Annotated in this window: 14 protein-coding genes; 13 read left to right on the forward strand and 1 reads right to left on the reverse strand. The window is 38.7% G+C overall.

Going from position 1 to position 19,226, the window contains the following annotated elements; genetic code table 11:
- The 11 genes from K6G87_RS10110 to K6G87_RS10160 all read left to right on the forward strand — a co-directional run.
- Nucleotides 1–397 (forward strand): hypothetical protein (locus tag K6G87_RS10110; protein WP_296836598.1); only part of this gene is annotated, 397 nt, incomplete at its 5' end.
- A 133-nt stretch (nucleotides 398–530) separates the two neighbouring features.
- The gene (locus K6G87_RS10115) at nucleotides 531–1,064 is read left to right on the forward strand and encodes an HAD family hydrolase (RefSeq protein WP_296836600.1); all 534 of its coding nucleotides are present in this window, start codon (nucleotides 531–533) and stop codon (nucleotides 1,062–1,064) included.
- 171 nt (nucleotides 1,065–1,235) lie between these two features.
- Entirely contained in the window at nucleotides 1,236–2,354 is a 1,119-nt protein-coding gene (bglB, locus tag K6G87_RS10120; RefSeq protein ID WP_296836601.1) for a beta-galactosidase BglB, read from the forward strand.
- A 9-nt stretch (nucleotides 2,355–2,363) separates the two neighbouring features.
- A complete protein-coding gene (locus tag K6G87_RS10125) occupies nucleotides 2,364–4,037 on the forward strand; it encodes a hypothetical protein (protein WP_296836603.1) in 1,674 nt (557 codons plus the stop codon).
- A 114-nt stretch (nucleotides 4,038–4,151) separates the two neighbouring features.
- Nucleotides 4,152–5,945 (forward strand): sensor histidine kinase, encoded by a 1,794-nt coding sequence (locus tag K6G87_RS10130; protein ID WP_296836604.1) that lies wholly within the window; start codon nucleotides 4,152–4,154, stop codon nucleotides 5,943–5,945.
- Nucleotides 5,946–6,062: 117 nt separating this feature from the next.
- The gene (locus K6G87_RS10135; protein WP_296836605.1) at nucleotides 6,063–7,499 is read left to right on the forward strand and encodes an ABC transporter permease; all 1,437 of its coding nucleotides are present in this window, start codon (nucleotides 6,063–6,065) and stop codon (nucleotides 7,497–7,499) included.
- A gap of 47 nt (nucleotides 7,500–7,546) precedes the next feature.
- Nucleotides 7,547–8,521 carry a carbohydrate ABC transporter permease gene (locus tag K6G87_RS10140; protein WP_296836608.1) on the forward strand — a complete coding sequence of 325 codons (975 nt, stop codon included), beginning with the start codon at nucleotides 7,547–7,549 and terminating at the stop codon, nucleotides 8,519–8,521.
- An 82-nt stretch (nucleotides 8,522–8,603) separates the two neighbouring features.
- The gene (locus tag K6G87_RS10145; RefSeq protein WP_296836609.1) at nucleotides 8,604–10,412 is read left to right on the forward strand and encodes an extracellular solute-binding protein; all 1,809 of its coding nucleotides are present in this window, start codon (nucleotides 8,604–8,606) and stop codon (nucleotides 10,410–10,412) included.
- A 255-nt stretch (nucleotides 10,413–10,667) separates the two neighbouring features.
- Nucleotides 10,668–12,362 carry an extracellular solute-binding protein gene (locus K6G87_RS10150; protein WP_296836611.1) on the forward strand — a complete coding sequence of 565 codons (1,695 nt, stop codon included), beginning with the start codon at nucleotides 10,668–10,670 and terminating at the stop codon, nucleotides 12,360–12,362.
- Between the two features lie 30 nt (nucleotides 12,363–12,392).
- Nucleotides 12,393–13,961 (forward strand): response regulator, encoded by a 1,569-nt coding sequence (locus K6G87_RS10155; RefSeq protein WP_296836612.1) that lies wholly within the window; start codon nucleotides 12,393–12,395, stop codon nucleotides 13,959–13,961.
- A gap of 120 nt (nucleotides 13,962–14,081) precedes the next feature.
- A complete protein-coding gene (locus K6G87_RS10160; RefSeq protein ID WP_296836614.1) occupies nucleotides 14,082–15,668 on the forward strand; it encodes an NAD(P)/FAD-dependent oxidoreductase in 1,587 nt (528 codons plus the stop codon).
- Nucleotides 15,669–15,813: 145 nt separating this feature from the next.
- On the opposite strand, the gene K6G87_RS10165 is transcribed toward K6G87_RS10160, so the two are convergent.
- On the reverse strand, nucleotides 15,814–17,382 hold the full coding sequence (locus K6G87_RS10165) for a helicase HerA-like domain-containing protein (RefSeq protein ID WP_296836616.1): 1,569 nt from the start codon (nucleotides 17,380–17,382) through the stop codon (nucleotides 15,814–15,816).
- Nucleotides 17,383–17,668: 286 nt separating this feature from the next.
- Here K6G87_RS10165 and K6G87_RS10170 point away from each other — a divergent pair, with 286 nt between their 5' ends.
- Nucleotides 17,669–18,130, forward strand: coding sequence for a GAF domain-containing protein (locus tag K6G87_RS10170; RefSeq protein ID WP_296836617.1), 462 nt, complete (start codon nucleotides 17,669–17,671; stop codon nucleotides 18,128–18,130).
- 68 nt (nucleotides 18,131–18,198) lie between these two features.
- Nucleotides 18,199–19,226 (forward strand): nicotinate-nucleotide--dimethylbenzimidazole phosphoribosyltransferase (locus tag K6G87_RS10175; protein WP_296836619.1); only part of this gene is annotated, 1,028 nt, incomplete at its 3' end.

A 19,226-nucleotide genomic window follows, 5' to 3' on the forward strand; every position in this document is an offset into this window, starting at 1 on the left:
GCCTTCTGAAGATGAGAAGAATGAAAAAGGATATCCCGGAACATGTGATGACCTTTGCATTATGAATCTTAACTTTGACTGGGTTAACGATTACGATGTACTTGCAGCTACAAACGTTGAAACACAGGCATCTGCATGGGCTACAGAAGACTGGTACAAGAGCTATTATGAAGTATGCCAGACAGGAAAATTCAGATTCCCTACATATGCAAACCTTTCAGAAGCAGAGCAGACCTATGGTACAGACGTTGAGAACAAGATGGTACAGTTCGTATATCAGTGCATAGTTGCTTCCGATTTCGAAACAACATATACAAATGGTATGGCAGAACTTAATAACTCAGGTCTTGCAGAGATCATTGAAGCAAGAGGAGCTTACTACGATTCAGTTAACTGATAAGTAGATTACAGGATCTAAAGCATAACTGAAAAAACAAATAGTAATTTATTAAGAGCCCGGAATCCGATAATAAGGGTTTCGGGCCTTTTACGCAAAAAAACTAAGTTATGAAGGAAAACATAAGACAATTATGAACAAGAAGAAACTGATCATTTTTACAGACAGCGGAGACACTATTATCGATGAGTCAACGCAGATATATGGCGAAGAAAATCCGCAGATAGTACAAAGAGCGGATTTTATAGAAAACGCAGGAGAAGTTCTCAAAAAACTACACGATGACGGGTATACCATAGCACTTGTAGCTGATGGTGAGTGGGAATCTTTCCAGAATGTCTACAGGGAAAATGGTCTTGGTTACTGTTTTGATGCCTGGATTGTTTCTGAAAAAGTTGGAATGCAGAAACCTGCAAGGATTATGTTCGAAACAGCAATGCAAAAACTTGGTCTTACTGATAATGACAAGAACCGGATTGTCATGATAGGCAATAACCTTAGAAAAGATATTGGCGGTGCCAATGATTTTGGAATTACTTCCATATGGCTTGACTGGTCTCCAAGATATTTTCATGAATTTGAAGAAGAAAGCTGGAAACCGGATTACAGGATAAGTCATCCTGACGAGCTCATAGAACTGATAAACAAGCTTGAAAATGAGTTATAAATGAAAAGTTTAAAGAGTAATGGCAGCACGATTATTAAAGTAATGACAAAGTAATGATAAAACAATTATTAAAGTAATGATAAAACAATCATTAAAGTAATGACAGCATGATCACTAAATTTAAACAGTGTGATCAAGATTATTAAATACGAAAAAATTATGGAGGCGGAGATGGCAGATATGATAACAAAAGCTCAGATTGAAAAGACTCTGCAGATTCTCTCACAGTCATTTCAAAATATATTATATGAAGATGATGATAAGTTCATGGATGGAATGAAAGACAAAAATCTGGCAGGTGATGATATCAGAAAATATCAGCACTGGGAATGGACTCAGGGAGTAGGACTATATGGAATGTGGATGCTCTATTCAGAAACAGGTGATGAGAGCTATAAAAAGATCCTTGATAAGTATTATGAAAGATCCTTTGAGACAGGTCTTCCATCCAAGAATATAAATACAACAGCACCTATGCTTGCTCTGTCTTTTTTGGCAGAGAATGAGCATGACAAGACCAAGATGGATGTATGTCGTGAGTGGGCACGGTGCGTAATGGAGCAGTATCCAAGAAGTGAAGAAAACGGCATGATCCACAGGACAAGCGATTCACTTAATAACGGAGAGCTCTGGGATGATACCCTCTATATGGCAGTTTTGTTCCTTGCAAATATGGGAAGAATAGAAGGACGTGATGATTATATACAAGAGTCACTATACCAGTATCTTGTACATATCAAATATCTTACAGATAAAAAGACCGGCCTCTTTTTCCATGGATGGACCTTTAATGGAAGGAATAATTTTGCTGAAGGTTTGTGGGGACGCGGAAACAGCTGGCTTACAGCTTCTATCCCTGAAATATTTGAAATAGTAAAAGATATGCCTGAGCATACAGCAAGATATCTTAAAAGTTCACTTATGAGTCAGGTTGATGCTCTTGTCAGATATCAGGATCCGTCAGGCATGTGGCATACACTTATTGATGATGAGGATTCATATCTTGAAACAAGTGCAACATGCGGCTTTGGATATGGTATTCTTAAGAGTATAAGACTTGGAATACTTCCTGATAAATACAAGGAATGCGCCCTTAAAGCACTTTCTGCAGTAATGGACAGAATAGGAGATGACGGAGTCGTAGAAGACGTATCTTACGGAACACCTATGGGTAGAGATTCCAAGGACTTTTATAAACAGATACCGATAAAGCCTATGCCCTATGGACAGGCGATGGCTATGCTGTTTCTGATAGAAGCAGCAAAGGTGGCAGAATATTTTTTTAAATGAGAGGTAGCTATGGAAGATCATTATAGAAGAATTTTAAAGGATTCAGACAAAAGGCTTGTATATTATATTCAGGAGCAGATCCTTGATACAGGCAGTCCTTATTACGGAGCCTTTATTGACAGACGAGGCGTAAGTGAAGCTAAGGTTACTCTTTACAGGCTTGAGACAATAATTGCATGTTACCTGTGTAAAGACAGTATATACTATCACAATAAAAATGTTTTTGATCGTATAATAGCAGGAATTAAATATGTTAAGAGCGTTCAGCATGAAAACGGAATGTTTGATTATGTAAGCTGCAATTTTAATTCGGCTCCTGATACAGCATTTTGCCTTGTTGCTATAGTTCCTCCTTATCAGGTTCTTGATGCTCAGACTCAGAGAAGCGGTGAAGAAGAAATTATATATAAAGAACTTGGCGATATCATCTATCATGGTGCAAAAGGTATCATGACAGGAGGCTTTCATACACCAAATCACAGATGGGCTATTGCCGGAATGTTAAAGCTTTGCGGCAAATTATTTGATGATGACATGATGTATAAAAGCGCTGACAGATATCTTGCTGAGGGTATCGATTGTAACGAAGATGGTGAATATTCAGAGAAGTCTGCCGGTAATTATAATTCTGTTAATAACGATGCAATGATAATGCTTGCAGAAGCTACAGGAGATGATTCATACGAAGATAATGTATGCCGTAATCTTTTGATGATGCTCAATTACTGGGAGCCTAACGGAAGCATCTTTACAGCGAACTCAACACGTTTTGACAAGGACCGTATTGTTTATCCTATTGCTTATTATACTGAATACATGCTTATGGCTATAAAGAGAGATAACAAGGTCTTCTACCAGATGTGTAATACCATTATGGATATAGTAAGAGACAGAGATCTTGAAGCTCCGGATGTTCTTATTTATTTTCTCAAGTACCCTAAATGGCGTAACACAGAGTTTGAAGGAAGCTATATTAATCCCGATTACAGAGTTTTCTATAAGGATTCAAATATAGCAAGAGTAAAAAATAAATACTATACATATACAGTAATGGGACAAAAGTCCAATTTTCTCTATTTCCATGTAGGAACTATGCAGCTTGCAATGAAGGTTGCCGGATCATTTTGTGAGCATAGGGCCTTTATCAGTGAGGATATGAAAGAGGAGAATGGTGTATTTCATCTTCATCAGACAATGAAGGGATGGTACTATCTGCCATGGACCGATGATAAGAGACCTTCTACAAGTAACTGGTGGGATATGGACAATTCAAAGAGGGATAAATTGTCAGGGCCTGATCTTGATATAGATGTATATATAAGTGATGCAAAAACCGGTGACGGAATTGATGTAAGAGTAGTGACATCATCGGATGCCGTGAAGGGTGGTCCATGGAGAGTTGAGCTTGCATTTACAGGTGGAGACTTCCTTGAAAATGAACATATGGCTACTACGCTTAATGGAACAGAAACCATTACCATTAAAGATGGCATTACAAGAGTTTCAAATGAGGCAGATGCAATAACAGTAGGCCCTGGATTTGGCGCGCACCACTTTATGGAAGGCAAGGAAGACAGTGAGTTAAAGACTGCCGGAGCATCAACAATCTATTTTACTGACTATACGCCTTTTGACAGAACAATTAATATAAGGAATGTTCGAAGCAGCTTTACAAATCTATAATAATTCAAGACTTTGGCACCGGATTATGGTATGCTTTGATATAGCGTTTACAACTGCTTAGCCATAAATCCATTACTTTAAGTAATGGTGAGATCGATGGGTGCGAAAGCTATTATGAAATGGTTTAATAAGGGAAATATTCAAAGACAATTATTATATATGTATGTGATAGCAGGACTGTTACCGATCGTGATAATCGGTAGCATCCTGCTTGTCAGTACGTTTTCAATGTTCATGGGATATAACAGGAATCTCCTTGAATCTTATGGACAGAGGGTATCTACTACCCTTTTCGAAATAACTACCCAGGCTTTTAACATATCAGAAAAGTTTGCATATAGTGATTCAATCTGGACAACTCTGTCCAAGGAATATCAGGATATTGAAGAAGAGAAGGATATCATAGATCAGATTGACATTATAGAAAGCTTTAACTATGAATATACTGCTATAGAAAGTGTAGAGATCTACTCAGACAATCCTTATTTGCAGGATTATAAGGAATTCTATACGGCTACTTCAGATATTCAAAATACTGAATGGTATCAGACAGCCAAAGGCCAAAAGGCAGCCTTTTGGAGGGGACTTTCAAGAGAAGATGAAAATGGAATAGTTTATTATAATATATGTCTTGTAAGGCAGATTCCTCTTGTTGACTCTGATTATCATGCAGTGCTTGTAATGAGGCTTAGTGATAACTATTTTAAGACAAGGCTTAGAGAACAGCAGTATGATGTGGCTGTTACTGTTAATGAAGGCTCAGTATCTTTTAGCTCAGATAACACAAACTATGGCAGGTATTTAAATGATATTATCCCTATTGAGTATAGTGATAAACACTACACCTATCAGGGCACTAAGATTTTTAATGGAAAGCTGTCTATTCTTAATACCAATACGCTTTCTGCTTACAGAGCGGATTCGATTTTTTATATAACAACTGTTGACTATAATTCAATAAACAGGTTTGTCTTTATTCTGTTTTTTGTCATTGTCATATTTATCGTAGCTCTTGTGGTTCCTTTTGAAATACTAAGACTTTTTTCAAAATACTTTTCAGGAAGGGTCAGAACGCTTAGGAGCTCAATGCATAAGGTATCAAACGGAGAGTATGATATTCCCCCTTCACTAAACGGTGAAGATGAGATCTCGGAGGCCTTTTCTGATCTTGTTGTCACAGCACATGAGATCAAGCAGAAGAATGCAATGATGTACGAAGCACAGCTTGATAAAAAAGAGCTTTTGAACAAGCAAAGTGAGATGGAACTTAAAATGCTTACAAGTCAGATCAATCCGCATTTTCTTTATAATACGCTTGAAACTATAAGGATGAAGGCGGTTACCAAAGGAGATAAGGAAGTTGCCAAAGCCATAAAAACTCTTGGCAAGATGCTGCGATTTGTTCTTGATAAAGGTAATTCCGAAGAAGTTACACTTGCAGGCTCCATAGATCATGTAGAGAATTATCTTTCTATCCAGCAAATGAGATTTGGAGATAAGATCAACTATGAAATAAATATAGATGATTCGATAGATCCAAAGGAAGTTACGACACTTCCGCTTATAATACAACCCATTGTTGAGAATGCAATCCAGCATGGAGTCAGGGAAAAAGAAGGTAAAGGTATCGTAATAGTAGATATTAATAAAGTCAGGTTAAAAGATGATATCGAAGCTTTAAAAATTACGGTAACTGATAACGGAGAAGGAATGACGCCGGAAAGGCTTGAAGAACTTAAAACAAGTATCAAAACACCTTCAGAAGATGGACGCAGCATAGGTATAGCAAATGTATATAACAGAATAAAATTAAAGTATGGAGAGCCCTACGGAATGACTATAGATTCCACCAAAGGCGCAGGAACAGTGATAAGTTTATATGTTCCCGTAATAATCCGACAAAAATAAACGGATGTTTAAAAATTACCGTACTTTTTGTTAAATAGTTTAGGTACTGAACTTGGTTAGAAAAAGTTAAACTTTTATTAACTGGTTCGGTACCTTTTTTATGTCGGGAGGAGAAAAGTGAAAAACATAAAAATATCTGAAAAACTCTATTACGTGTATCGTGTAATGGCGATACTATTATTTGTTCTGATTTTCTTACCTGCAGTTAATCCTGCAAGGATAAGCGGAATGATCAATCGAAGTATTTCACTTCTTACAGCCGGATTTTCCTATGGAACTTTAGTTGATAATTTCGGCCGTGCTTTCAGAAAGGAATGGATCCTTGAAAGCACAATGAGACTTGATAATATATCAAGTTTATTTGTTTGTATCGGTATATTTGCATGTGCAATAGGAGCTTGCCTTTCAATTGGTAACAACAAGTGCAAACGCCTTGGTAATATCATAAGCACATGTGGCAGTATTGTTTCAATTGCAGCACTTCAGGGAATTTACATTGCATATACACAGGTTTCGCTTACAAGTAAGCCTGAGAAGATCAATCCTACATTCCCGCCTTTCTATTATGGTCTTATGGCTATACTTATAGTAATGCTCGTAGTTTCCATATACGAACTTATAGTAGTCTTCAAACAGCCTGGGGAAAAGAAATTCCATATGGATACCAAGTACAGACTTTTCCTTATGATGATGCCATTTATTCTTTTGACATTCGTATTTAGTTATCTTCCTTTGTTCGGATGGAGATATGCATTCTTTGATTACAAGTCAGGTGATACTCTTTCAATGGAGAATTTCGTTGGATTTAAGTGGTTTACACAGCTTGTAAGAAATGCAGCAACAAGATCAGATATGATCAGGGTTATGAAGAATACTCTTGGAATGAGCTTCCTTGGTATCTTCACAAGCTGGATGCCTATGGTATTTGCTATCTTCCTTTCTGAGATCAAGAATTCAAGATTCAGAAGATTTGTACAGACATTTACAACAATTCCTAACTTCATAAGCTGGGTTTTGGTTTTTGCTATAGCATTTTCAATATTCTCAACAGACGGTTTCATCAGTTCACTTATGATGAATCTTGGTATCTGGGATCAGGGCAAGAACTTCCTTATGAGCGGAGATAATGTATGGCTCAAGATGCTCTTATGGGGCTTATGGAAAGGCCTTGGATGGAGCGCTATCATCTATATCGCAGGTATATCCGGTATAGATCAGCAGCTTTACGAAGCAGCAACAGTTGACGGAGCTAACAGATTCCAGAGAATGTGGCATGTAACAGTTCCCGGACTTATGCCTACATTCTACGTACTCCTTCTTATGTCAATTGCAGGAATTCTTTCAAATGGTATGGATCAGTACCTCGTATTTGAGAATTCAACTAACACAACAGACATCATGGTTCTTGACTTATATGTTTACAAAATGGGTATTGTAAACGGAGCGATTCCGTTCTCAACAGCGGTCGGTATGCTTAAGTCTGTAGTATCAGTAATACTTTTGTTTACAGCTAATAATGTATCCAAACTTGTAAGAGGCGAAACAATCGTCTAAAAGCAAAGTCATAGAGATGTTCTATTAAAGATAAGGAGAAAGCGATCATGGCAAAAACAGCACAGGAAAAAGCTGATGAAAAAGCTGAAAAGCTCTATTATAAAAAGCACAAAAAGCCGGGTAAGAGAACTGTTGGCGATATTATTTTTGACATCATAAATTATCTGGTCTTTGGTTTATTTACATTTGTATGTATATTCCCGTTTTACTATCTTTTCATCAATACAATCTCAGATAATGAGATGGTTAGAAAAGGACTTGTAAACTTCTTCCCAAGAGGAATACAGTTTGGTAACTACATAAGACTTATGGCAGTTAATGATCTGTTCTTATCAACATCAGTTACAGTTGCAAGAACAGTAATAGGTACAGTTCTTATGGTTGCAGCTTCAGGATTTGTCGGATATCTTGTAACACAAAAAGAAATGTGGGGAAGAAGTATCTGGTACAGATTCATAGTAATAACAATGTATTTTAACGCAGGTATTATTCCCTGGTATTTAAATATGTCAATGCTTGGACTTACTAACAGCTTTGCAGCATATATCATTCCGGGAATAGTTGCTCCTTACAATATAATCCTTGTTAAAACCTATATTGAATCATCAATACCGGCTGAACTTGAAGAAAGTGCCCAGCTTGACGGAGCTTCCAAGATGAAGATATTCACATCAATAATCTGGCCTCTCTCAAAACCGATCCTTGCTACAATTGCAGTATTTGGAGCAGTAGGACAGTGGAACTCTTTCCAGGATTCACTTATTCTCATGCAGTCAGCTCCAAAGCTCTATACACTGCAGCACAGACTTTATATCTACCTTAATACAACATCTAACCTTGCAGCACTCATGTCATCAGGAAGTACATCAGGAATCAGCCAGACAGTACTTGAGTCAGCACTTAACGGTAAGGTTATAAAATATACTATTTCCATGGTTACTATCATACCTATATTATGCGTATACCCATTCATGCAGAGATATTTTGAAAAAGGTATCATGATGGGCGCAGTAAAGGGTTGATTACTAAGGTACCAGCATTGCAGGTATATAGTGATGCTTGCACATGTAAACAATATAATTTACCACAGGAGGGTGAAAAAGAATGAAGTATAAGAGATTACTTGCACTTCTAACAACTGCTTCAATGGTTGTTACAGCAACTGCTTGTTCAGGTGCTAGTACTACACCTGAAGAAGGAGCTTCAACACAGGGAGATGCTACAGCTAATGAGGCTGGCAGCGAAGCTGGCGAGTCTACAGGCGATGAGGCAGCATCAGATCAGCTTGAGGGAGATCTGTCTGACATCATACCTGAAGAGACAATCACACTTGACGTTTATGATCAGCTTGCTAACTACTCTGGAGAGCAGATCGGATGGTTTGCTCAGGTTATGCTTGATAAGTTCAATGTTAAGCTTAACATTATCCCTGAATCAGATGGCGTTTATGACACACGTATGGAATCAGGAAATCTTGGTGACCTTGTAATCTGGGGAGCAGATGGTGATGATTATGTACAGGCTGTAGATAAGGGAATGCTCTTTGATTGGGAAGAGGATGACATTCTTGCTGATTATGGCCCATACATTGCAGCAAACATGGAAAAGGCTCTTGAGAAGAACCGTGGAATCAACGCTGATGGCAAGATCTATGGCTTTGGTCATGATGTAGCTTATTCTGCAGAAGATACACAGTCAGTTATGTATGAATGGGATCTTAGATTTGACCTCTATCAGCAGATCGGATCTCCTGAGATCACAGACCTTGATTCACTTGTAGAAGTACTTGCACAGATGCAGGAAGCTTGTCCTACAGATGATAATGGCAACAAGACATATGGTGTTTCACTGTTCAATGACTGGGATGGTGACATGGTTATGTTCGTAAAGTCAACAGCATCAGCTTACTATGGCTATGATGAATTCGGTGTCGGACTTTATGATCCTTCAACAGGTGAGTATCACCCTGCACTTGAAGAAAATGGTCCTTACCTTACAGCTCTTAAGTTCTATAATGACCTGTATCAGAGAGGACTTCTTGATCCTGACTCACAGACACAGGGATATGACGGAATGGCTGAAGACTACCAGAATGGTACAGCATTCTTTAACGTATTCAATTTCCTTGGATCAGCTATTTACAATTCTGATTCACACATCAGCGAAGGCAAGATGATGTATCCTGTAAAGCCTTCTGAAGCAGCACCTATCATCTATGGTCAGAACGTATATGGTTCAAACAGAATCTGGTCAATCGGTGCTAACACAGAGTATCCTGAACTTTGCATGGCAATCATCAACTGGCTTTCAACTCCTGAAGGAAGACTTACAGCAGAGTATGGTCCTCAGGGCGTATGCTGGGATTACAACGAAGAAGGCGGCACATACCTTACAGATCTTGGTATCGCATGCAAGACAGATTCTACAACATCACTTACAGGTGACTACAGCGGAACATTTGATGATGGTTCATTCAAGATGAACAACACAACATGGGCTCTTGATTCACTTAACCCTGATTCAGCTCTTGGTGAGACATACAACTACAAGAACTGGGAGAGCTACAAGGCAATTGATGCTTCTGATATTGAGCAGGCTTGGATCGACTGGTCCGGAGCACAGACACCTGATGAATATATCAAGAGCACAGATTATGTTCTTTCACCTGGTACAACATATTCAGCTGGTACACACTCAGATGAACTTCAGGTTGTATGGGATCAGGTTGCTACATGCATCAAGGATTATTCTTGGAAGGCAATCTATGCAGAGTCTGATGAAGAGTTCGAAGCTATCGTTGCTGAAATGGTTCAGCAGGCAGCAGATTACGGCTATGATCAGTGCGTAGAGTTCCAGGAAAATGAAGCACAGCTTCGTCGTGCAGCTGAAGAAGAGGCTCTTGCAGCTAACTAATTTATTCAGATAAAAAAGTAGTAAAAAGAGTTTATTAAAAATAGTGGGCATAGCAGGAATTATCCCTGTTATGCCCACATAATTTAAAAAGTGAGAACCAGATGTTTATTATGTGGGATTTCCTACATGTAATTTATTTGGAAATGAACCATTTTCAAAACTTAATTTCTCGTTTATAGTGAGACGGAAGGATTTTTTGAAAATGCTCCATTTTCAAAGCCCGGTATTTTATTTGCACTAATATTGAGGTTAAAGATGAAGAAAACTTTTTTCCCTGCCGTAGTATTGGCATCAGCTCTTTTTGTGTCAGCATGCGGTAATAACAAATATGAAGAAGAACTTACCATAGATGTATTTGCGAGCGAAGCTAATACGCAGGGCATTCAGTCTGGATGGTTTGCAGACAGGGTCAAAGAGAGATTCAACATGAATCTTAATATTATCTCTGTTAATAACAACTATAATGGCGCGGTCTTAAAAGATGTTCGTGCTGCATCCGGATATCTTGGGGATATAGTCATGATATCCGCTAGGAACAATGCGCTTAAGGATCTGGTGGATTCAGGTCTTTTACTAGATATGACTCCTTATATTAAAGATAAGGATATCATGAAATATTCTGATGCTATTTATAAATTAAATAGTGGCCTTGACGGAATATATGCTATTCCTTCAAATATATCGACATTACCTTCTGATACACCCTCAGATATAATTGATTCAACATATGCTCCATACATAAGATGGGATATTTATACAGAAATAGGAAGCCCGGAGATAGGAACATTGGAAGATCTGCTTGATGTTCTTTATAAGATGCAACAGGCAAGTCCTTTAAGTGATACGGGTAATCCTGTATATGCCTTTTCATTTTTTGATGACTGGGATAATAACATGATGACCTGGGCCAAGCAACCATGCTGCTTTTATGGCTATGATGAAAGCGGATTCGTACTTGCCAAAGCCGATGGAAGCGATTATCAGTCAATACTTGATGATGACTCTCTTTATTACAGGTCACTAAAATTCTATTTTGAGGCTAACCAGATGGGGCTTGTGGATCCTGATTCAAGGAATCAGTCATATAGTGAAGTCTTTAGTAAATATCAGGACGGAGCAGTTCTTTTTAGCCCCTGGAGATTTCTTGGCATGTCTGCTTATAATACAGAGGAGCATATGCAACAAGGTAAAGGCTTCATGATGGCAGATATAAGTGACATGCAGATATATGAGCATGGCTGTTCAAGAGACGGAGTATACGACATAGTCATGTGCGTAGGCGCAGATGTTAAAGATCCTGAGAGAATGGTAGATTTTGTAGATTATCTGTATTCAGATGAAGGCGTATATGAAAACCAGGCTGCAGAAAATGGCGGAAGTGCTGGCCCTGAAGGCATTACCTGGAAGATGGTAGATGGTAAACCGGTACTTACGGATTATGGCATAGATGTCTTTTATAATCAAAGCAGTGCCGTTATTCCCGGAGATAGTAGTGGTAATACTTACAGAGATGGTATATCAAGGCTTAACTATACAGCAGTTTCTCTTACTGAGCTTGCAGATAATGGATTCCCATATTCTTATGAGATGTGGGAAAGCGAGATGAATAGAACAGCCACAGTTTTGCAGACTACGTGGAGCGAAGCCATGGATGCTGATAATACAATGGATTATCTTGTAAAGAACAATAAGCTTATAGTTTCTCCGGGATGTGAATATAATGAAAGCGAAGAAAGCGCTGAGATCAAAGAGATAAGAGAAGCGGTAAAGCGTATTATTGTTTCAAAGTCCTGGGACATGATATATGCAAGCAGTGAAGAAGAGTTTGAGAATATCTGGAATGAGATGAAGAGTAAATGCGAGGGTCTTGGCTATGCAGATGTATATGAGTTTGATCTGCAAAATGCCATGGCAGAAGGCGAGATCAAAAAAGAGATTCTTGGCGAGTAATATAAAATCCATAAACAGAAAGTGAGTCATATGAGGGATTCTAAGATTAGTGTAATGATAGCTGATGATGAGGAGAACATCAGGGCAGGACTAAAATGCATAATGGATTGGGAAGAGCTTGGTTATAGCGTTGATTATGAAGCAGGTAACGGAGAAGAAGCTCTTGATATTATTACTACTAAGGCACCTGAAGTTGTTGTTATGGATCTTAACATGCCAAGGCTGCAGGGAATCGATGTAATAAGAAAGTCCAGAGAAGCAGGATATAAGGGCAGGTTCATAATCCTTAGCGGATACTCTGATTTTAAATATGCCCAGTCTGCCATTAAATACGGAGTTACCAATTATCTTACAAAACCTGTAGATGAAGATGAACTTCAAGATACACTTGAAGATATCAGTAAGGATATGCTTCTGGAAAAAGAGAAAAAAGGTGAGCTTCAGACTATAAGGACCAAGGCAAGAGATGCTGTGATACAGGAGCTCTTAAGGTCTGATGAACTTAGCGTAGGTGAAGATGCTCTTAGCGAGATGAAGCTTTTATATGATAAGTATCAGGTCGTAGTATATGAAACATATCACACAGACAGAAAGAGGCCTGAATACAAACTCCCTGAGCTCTTATCAGCTTTTATAGAAGAGGATGATTATGAAGCCTGTATCATGAATGAAAGAGCTGTAATACTCTTAAAGGGCAAGATAGTATTATCCAAGTTTGCCAAGTTTCTTGAGCACTTCGACAGAAAGCTTATACAGGAAGACTCACCTCTTGATGCTATTTTTCTGACATATGGAAGAACTGTAGATAAGCCTGAAGACATCAGGATATCATACGAAGAAGCGCAGAAGCTTTGTGACAGAAGATTCTTTTGTGATATGGGTGTCCACAAGATGGGCTATGAAGCTCTTAAGGAGCTAAGCAGCTCAAATGCCACAATAACCAGAGATATGCTAAGAGATTATACTCAAAAGACTATAGGATTCATGCAGGCTGGCTCAATTGACAGGGTTCTTGAAACACTTAACGATCTTAAGCTGCTGATCTGCTCTTCGAGTGAGAATTCAACTGCAATAAGGATCTATCTTACAGATATGATACTGCAGATCAAATCTCAGATATCCAGAACTTATCCTGATTCGAGAGATATTTTTTCAGAAAATTCTGAGATAATAGACTTTCTGGAAACGAGATTTTATCTGTATGAGATTTTTGATTATATACAGGAAATAGCTCATAAAATAGTACAAAAGGTGCGTAACAGGCAGGGAGCCAAGTCTACCATGCAGGATGTCCAGTCCTATGTTGATCACAACTATTTCAGGAATCTTACACTCGAAGAAGTTGCGCCTTTATTTGGCTATAACAATGTATATTTTGGCAAGGTATTCAGTAAAGAGGTTGGCGTAAATTTTAATACATATCTGAATCAAAAGAGAATTGATGAAGCCAAAAAACTCCTAGAAAGCGAAGATATTAAAATCTATGACATTGCTGACAGAGTAGGTTTTAGCGATGTTGACTATTTTAGCAGGAAGTTCAGAGCTCTTGAAGGGATGAGCCCTGCTGATTACCGCAGAAATATAAGAAATAAAGAGTAAATTAGTACTCATGGAAAACTAAAATTTACCGGAAGTTATCAGATATGACATAATTACGTTTTCAAATTATGGCAAGTCTGTTATAATCTTGTGGTTAGGAATAAATTTAAGGAGCGATCCATGAGTAAAAAAGCACTTGTAATAGGTGCGGGACCGGCAGGTCTTACCGCAGCCTATGAATTATTAAAGCAAGATAAGACAATAGAAGTAGTTGTATTTGAGGAAACTGAGCAGTTCGGCGGTATATCCAAGACAGTTAATTATAAGGGTAACCGAATGGATATGGGCGGACACCGCTTCTTCTCCAAGATACCGGAAGTTAATGCCTGGTGGGACCAGATGCTTCCTATGCAGGGACATAAGTCATATGATGATATAGTCCTTCAAAGGGATATGCCTGTACATGAGGGCGGTCCTGATCCTGAAAAAGAAGACCGTGTAATGCTCACACGTCACAGAGTTTCACGTATTCTTTTTGATGATAAGTTTTATGATTATCCGATTTCCTTAAAGCCTGAGACCTTTAAGAATTTCGGACTTTTGACAACTCTTAAGGTTGGATTTTCATATCTTGGATCAGTATTTCATAAGCTTCCTGAAGATAATCTTGAGAATCTTTATGTCAATTCCTTTGGACGTAAGCTTTACAGCATGTTCTTTGAGTATTATACAGAGAACCTCTGGGGAAGACATCCATCAGAAATAGATGCTTCCTGGGGCAAGCAGCGTACTAAAGGCCTTTCTATCTTTGGAATAATCAAAGACTACTTTGGACGTCTGTTTAAAGTTAAGAACCGTAAGGTCAATACTTCACTTATTGAAGAGTTCAAATATCCTAAGCTTGGTCCCGGACAGCTCTGGGATGTTACTGCAGATGAAGTTGAAAAGCTTGGCGGTAAGATCATTAAAGATGCTAAAGTCATAAAAGTTCATAAGAATGAGGAAGGAGTTCTTACATCCCTTACTTATGTTGATACTAAAGACGGTTCTGAGCATGAGGTTAATGGTGATTACTTTATATCATCAATGCCTCTTAGAGACCTTGTTGGCGGAATGAATGATGTTCCCGAAAACGAGGCAAGAATCGCCAAGGGACTTCCTTATCGTGATTATATGACTCTTGGAGTACTTGTACCAAAGCTTAAGATCAAGAATCTTACAGATATCAAGACTATTCAGAATATAGTTCCTGACTGCTGGGTATATGTACAGGATCGTAAAGTTAAGCTTGGACGTTTCCAGATTTATAATAACTGGTCACCATATATGATCAAGGATCTTGAGCATACAGTATGGGTAGGTCTTGAATACTTCGTTAATGAAGGCGATGAGTACTGGTCTATGACAGAAGATGAGTTTGCAAAGCTCGGTATTTCTGAAATGGTCAAGATCGGACTTATCGACAGTGCAGATGAAGTTCTCGACTATCATATGGAGAAGGTTAAGAAGGCATATCCTGCTTACTTCGATACATATGATGAGATCGACACACTTGTTGATTATCTTAAGTCAATTGATAACCTTTACTGCGTTGGACGTAACGGACAGCACAGATACAACAATATCGACCACTCTATGGTTACTTCTTTCGAAGCAGTTAAGTGTATTGTAAGCGGAGATAAGAATAAGGATAAGATCTGGTCTGTTAATACAGAGCAGGAATATCATGAAACAGATGAAGTAAAAGAAGAAGCAGAGGTAGACTAAAGATTAAAATTATCTTCGATAATTTTAACTTTCGGTCCAAAAACCGGACCTGATAAAGACCAGACCTGATAAAGACCGGACCTGATAAAGATTAAATAAAAAAGCTGCTACACAGTTTACTGTGTGGCAGCTTTTTTGTGTCTTATTATAGTTTGAACAGTGTGCTAAGTATGCCTCTTCCAAGGCTTGCACCTACATTTCCTCCAAGGGTCTTTCCGAACTTTCCGAAGGTTCCTCCTACAGATTTACCAACTTCACGTCCGACTGTTCCCGCAACAGAATTACCAACAGATTTTGCAACTCTCTTTTTCTGGGCAGCAGCGGCCTTTTCTGCTTTCTCTTTTTCTTTGGCAGCCTTAGCATCAGCCTTTTCTTTTTCCTTGGCAGCAAGAGCTTCTGCAGCGGCCTTTTCCTTGGCAGCCTGTTCCTCAAGTCCTTTTCTTTCAAGGAACTCATAAGCAGAGTCAGGATCTATAGCCTTTTCATATTTGCTGTAGAGCATAGCACCCTTTATTGCCTTGTCTCTTTCCATATCATCGATGCTTCCAAGTGCGCTTCTTGGTGGCAGGATAGATACTATATTTGCAATAGAAGGAGTTCCGTCTTCCTGGAGCATTGATACTACAGCTTCGCCTGTTCCAAGCTGCATGATAGCATCATAAGTTGAGAATTCAGGATTCTCTCTAAATGACTGGGCAGCAGCTTTGACTGCTTTCTGTTCAGCAGGAGAGTAAGCATGAAGAGCATGCTCTATCTTATTACCAAGCTGTGCCAGCACTCCGTCTGGAATGTCGCGAGGATTCTGGGTTACAAAATATATACCAACGCCCTTTGAACGGATAAGCTTAACTACCTGCTCGATCTTATCAAGGAGTGCCTTTGATGTTCCGTCAAAGAGAAGATGTGCTTCATCAAAGAAGAATACGAATTTAGGCTTATCAAGATCTCCGACTTCAGGAAGGTTTTCAAACAGTTCTGATAAGAGCCATAAAAGGAACATGGAATATAAGGTTCCATTTTGCATAAGGCTTCTGGAATCGAGAATGTTGATCATACCCTTTCCATCAGGACCTGCTGCAAAGAAGTCCTGAATATTAAGAGCTGTCTCACCAAAGAACTTCTCGCCTCCTGCCATTTCAAGAGCAACGATAGCACGCTGGATAGCGCCTATTGACTGCGGAGACATCTTGCCATATTCATCCTGAAGCTCTTTATTATTATCAGAAATATAGTTAAGAAGTGCCTTAAGATCTTTGGTATCTATGAGAAGAAGATCATTATCATCAGCTATCTTAAATGCAATAGTAAGAATATCACTTTGTAGATCATTAAGATCCAGAACACGTGACAGAAGAAGTGGTCCCATCTCTGATATGGTTGTTCTAAGAGGAATACCGCTTTGTCCATATATATCCCAAAATACTGCAGGATATTTCTGATAACTGAAATTGTCCATGGAAAGATTAAGCTTTGATACTCTTTCTTCCATGCCGGAGCCTTCCTTGATCATTCCTGCAAGATCTCCCTTTACATCTGCAAGAAATACAGGTACTCCAAGATCTGAAAAAGCTTCTGCAAGAACCTTTAAAGATACAGTCTTACCACTTCCTGTTGCACCTGCAATAAGACCATGACGGTTTGCTTTTTCGGGAAGAAGATAGATATCTTCGCCATTTGATGTTTTGCCAACGAGAATTTTACTGTCCTTGATCATTTTGAAATCCTCCCCTGTAAGGATGCATAATAAAGATATTTGAATAAAAGAAAATATATTAAAGAACTATATATTGATGTTATCACAAATTTGTAGCTTTTTACACCAAAAACAGGAAAGGAGCTGAAGTACTTATACTTTACTAAAATTTAATTGGATTATTAGTGATCAGAAGCTTCTTTAATGGGGAAAAACATGATATATTTTTTAGCAAAAGGGGTCTGGGATATAAGATCTATATTCACGATTCTTAAAGTATTAAATTGCTCAGAAATGGAGAAATATTATGACAACAGATTACAAACTTATGGCAGCGCAGCTTAAGAGCCTTATGGAAGATGAGAAGAACTATATGCCGGTTCTGTCTAATGCATCGGCTATTCTTAATGATACACTTGAAGATATTAACTGGGCAGGATTTTATCTTGTAGATAATGGAAGTCTTCTTCTTGGACCTTTCCAGGGACATGTTGCCTGCATCAGAATACAGTCAGGCAAGGGAGTGTGCGGAACAGCATATGCTACTGATACAACTCAGCTTGTAGAAGATGTTCATCAGTTCCCGGGACATATTGCCTGTGACAGTGCATCAAATTCAGAAATTGTAGTTCCGATACATGTTGGCGGCAAAGTTGTTGCTGTAATGGATATTGACAGTCCATCTATTGGAAGATTCAGTAATGAAGATAAGGAAGGCCTTGAAGAGTTTGCAAAAGTTATAGAAGAGGCTGAATTTGCGAATTTATAATGGATAAAGAATTTTTTGACTTTTTAAATAAAATGAATAGTCTTATGTCTTGTCCTTCTAAAGAGGCCATGGATGCAGCAAAGGCGCATCTTGATGCTATAGCAAAGCCCCTTGATGGACTTGGCAGATTTGAAGATATCCTTGTGAAGATAGCTGGGATAACCGGAAGTCCAAGACTTGACCTGTCTTCTAAAAAAGTTCTGGTTTTGTGCAGTGATAACGGAATAGTAGAAGAGGGAATAAGTCAGTCAGGTCAGGAGGTTACAGAGGCAGTAGCAATAAGCCTTTCTAAAGGAACCTCAAGTGTTTGCCGTATGGCAGACGCCGCAAGTGCTAATGTAATACCAGTAGATATGGGTATTGCATGCAGCAAGACACCTCATGGGGTTATATCTGAAATTTATGATACTTCAACTTATACAAGGCGGGGATCAAGGAACTTTATGAAAGAGCCCGCGATGACATCTATGGAAGTTATGCATGCCATAGATGTTGGACGCCTTCTTGTAAAAAAGGAAGTATCAGAAGGCGCAAGGATAATTGCAACAGGAGAAATGGGTATTGGAAATACCACGACTTCAAGCGCACTTTTGGCTATGCTTTTAAATAAGGATGCCAATAAGACAGCAGGAAGAGGCGCAGGCCTTGATGATGAGGGCTTAAAGCATAAGATAGATATAATTAATGCTGCGATAGATAAGTACAAAGATGATTCTGATCTTAATATACTAAAAGAAACAGGAGCTTTAAATAAAGCCATTGATATCAGAAATCTTAACAAGAATCTGCAGGATAAATATGCATCTTTTGCCTTTAAAGCTTTATCTGTATTTGGCGGCTATGATATAGCAGGAATGGTCGGGATATTCCTTGGAGGTGCTATATATAAAGTGCCGATAGTTATTGATGGCCTTATATCTGCTACAGCAGCTATGGTTTCCGAATATCTTTTTCCAGGGGTGTCTGAATATATGATTCCAAGCCATCTGGGCAAAGAGCCGGCGATGAAAGATATTCTTGATGAGCTGTCACTATCCCCTGTTATCTGCGCGGATCTGGCTCTTGGAGAGGGAACAGGCGCTGTTATGCTCTTTCC

The organism is Butyrivibrio sp. (assembly GCF_024699075.1).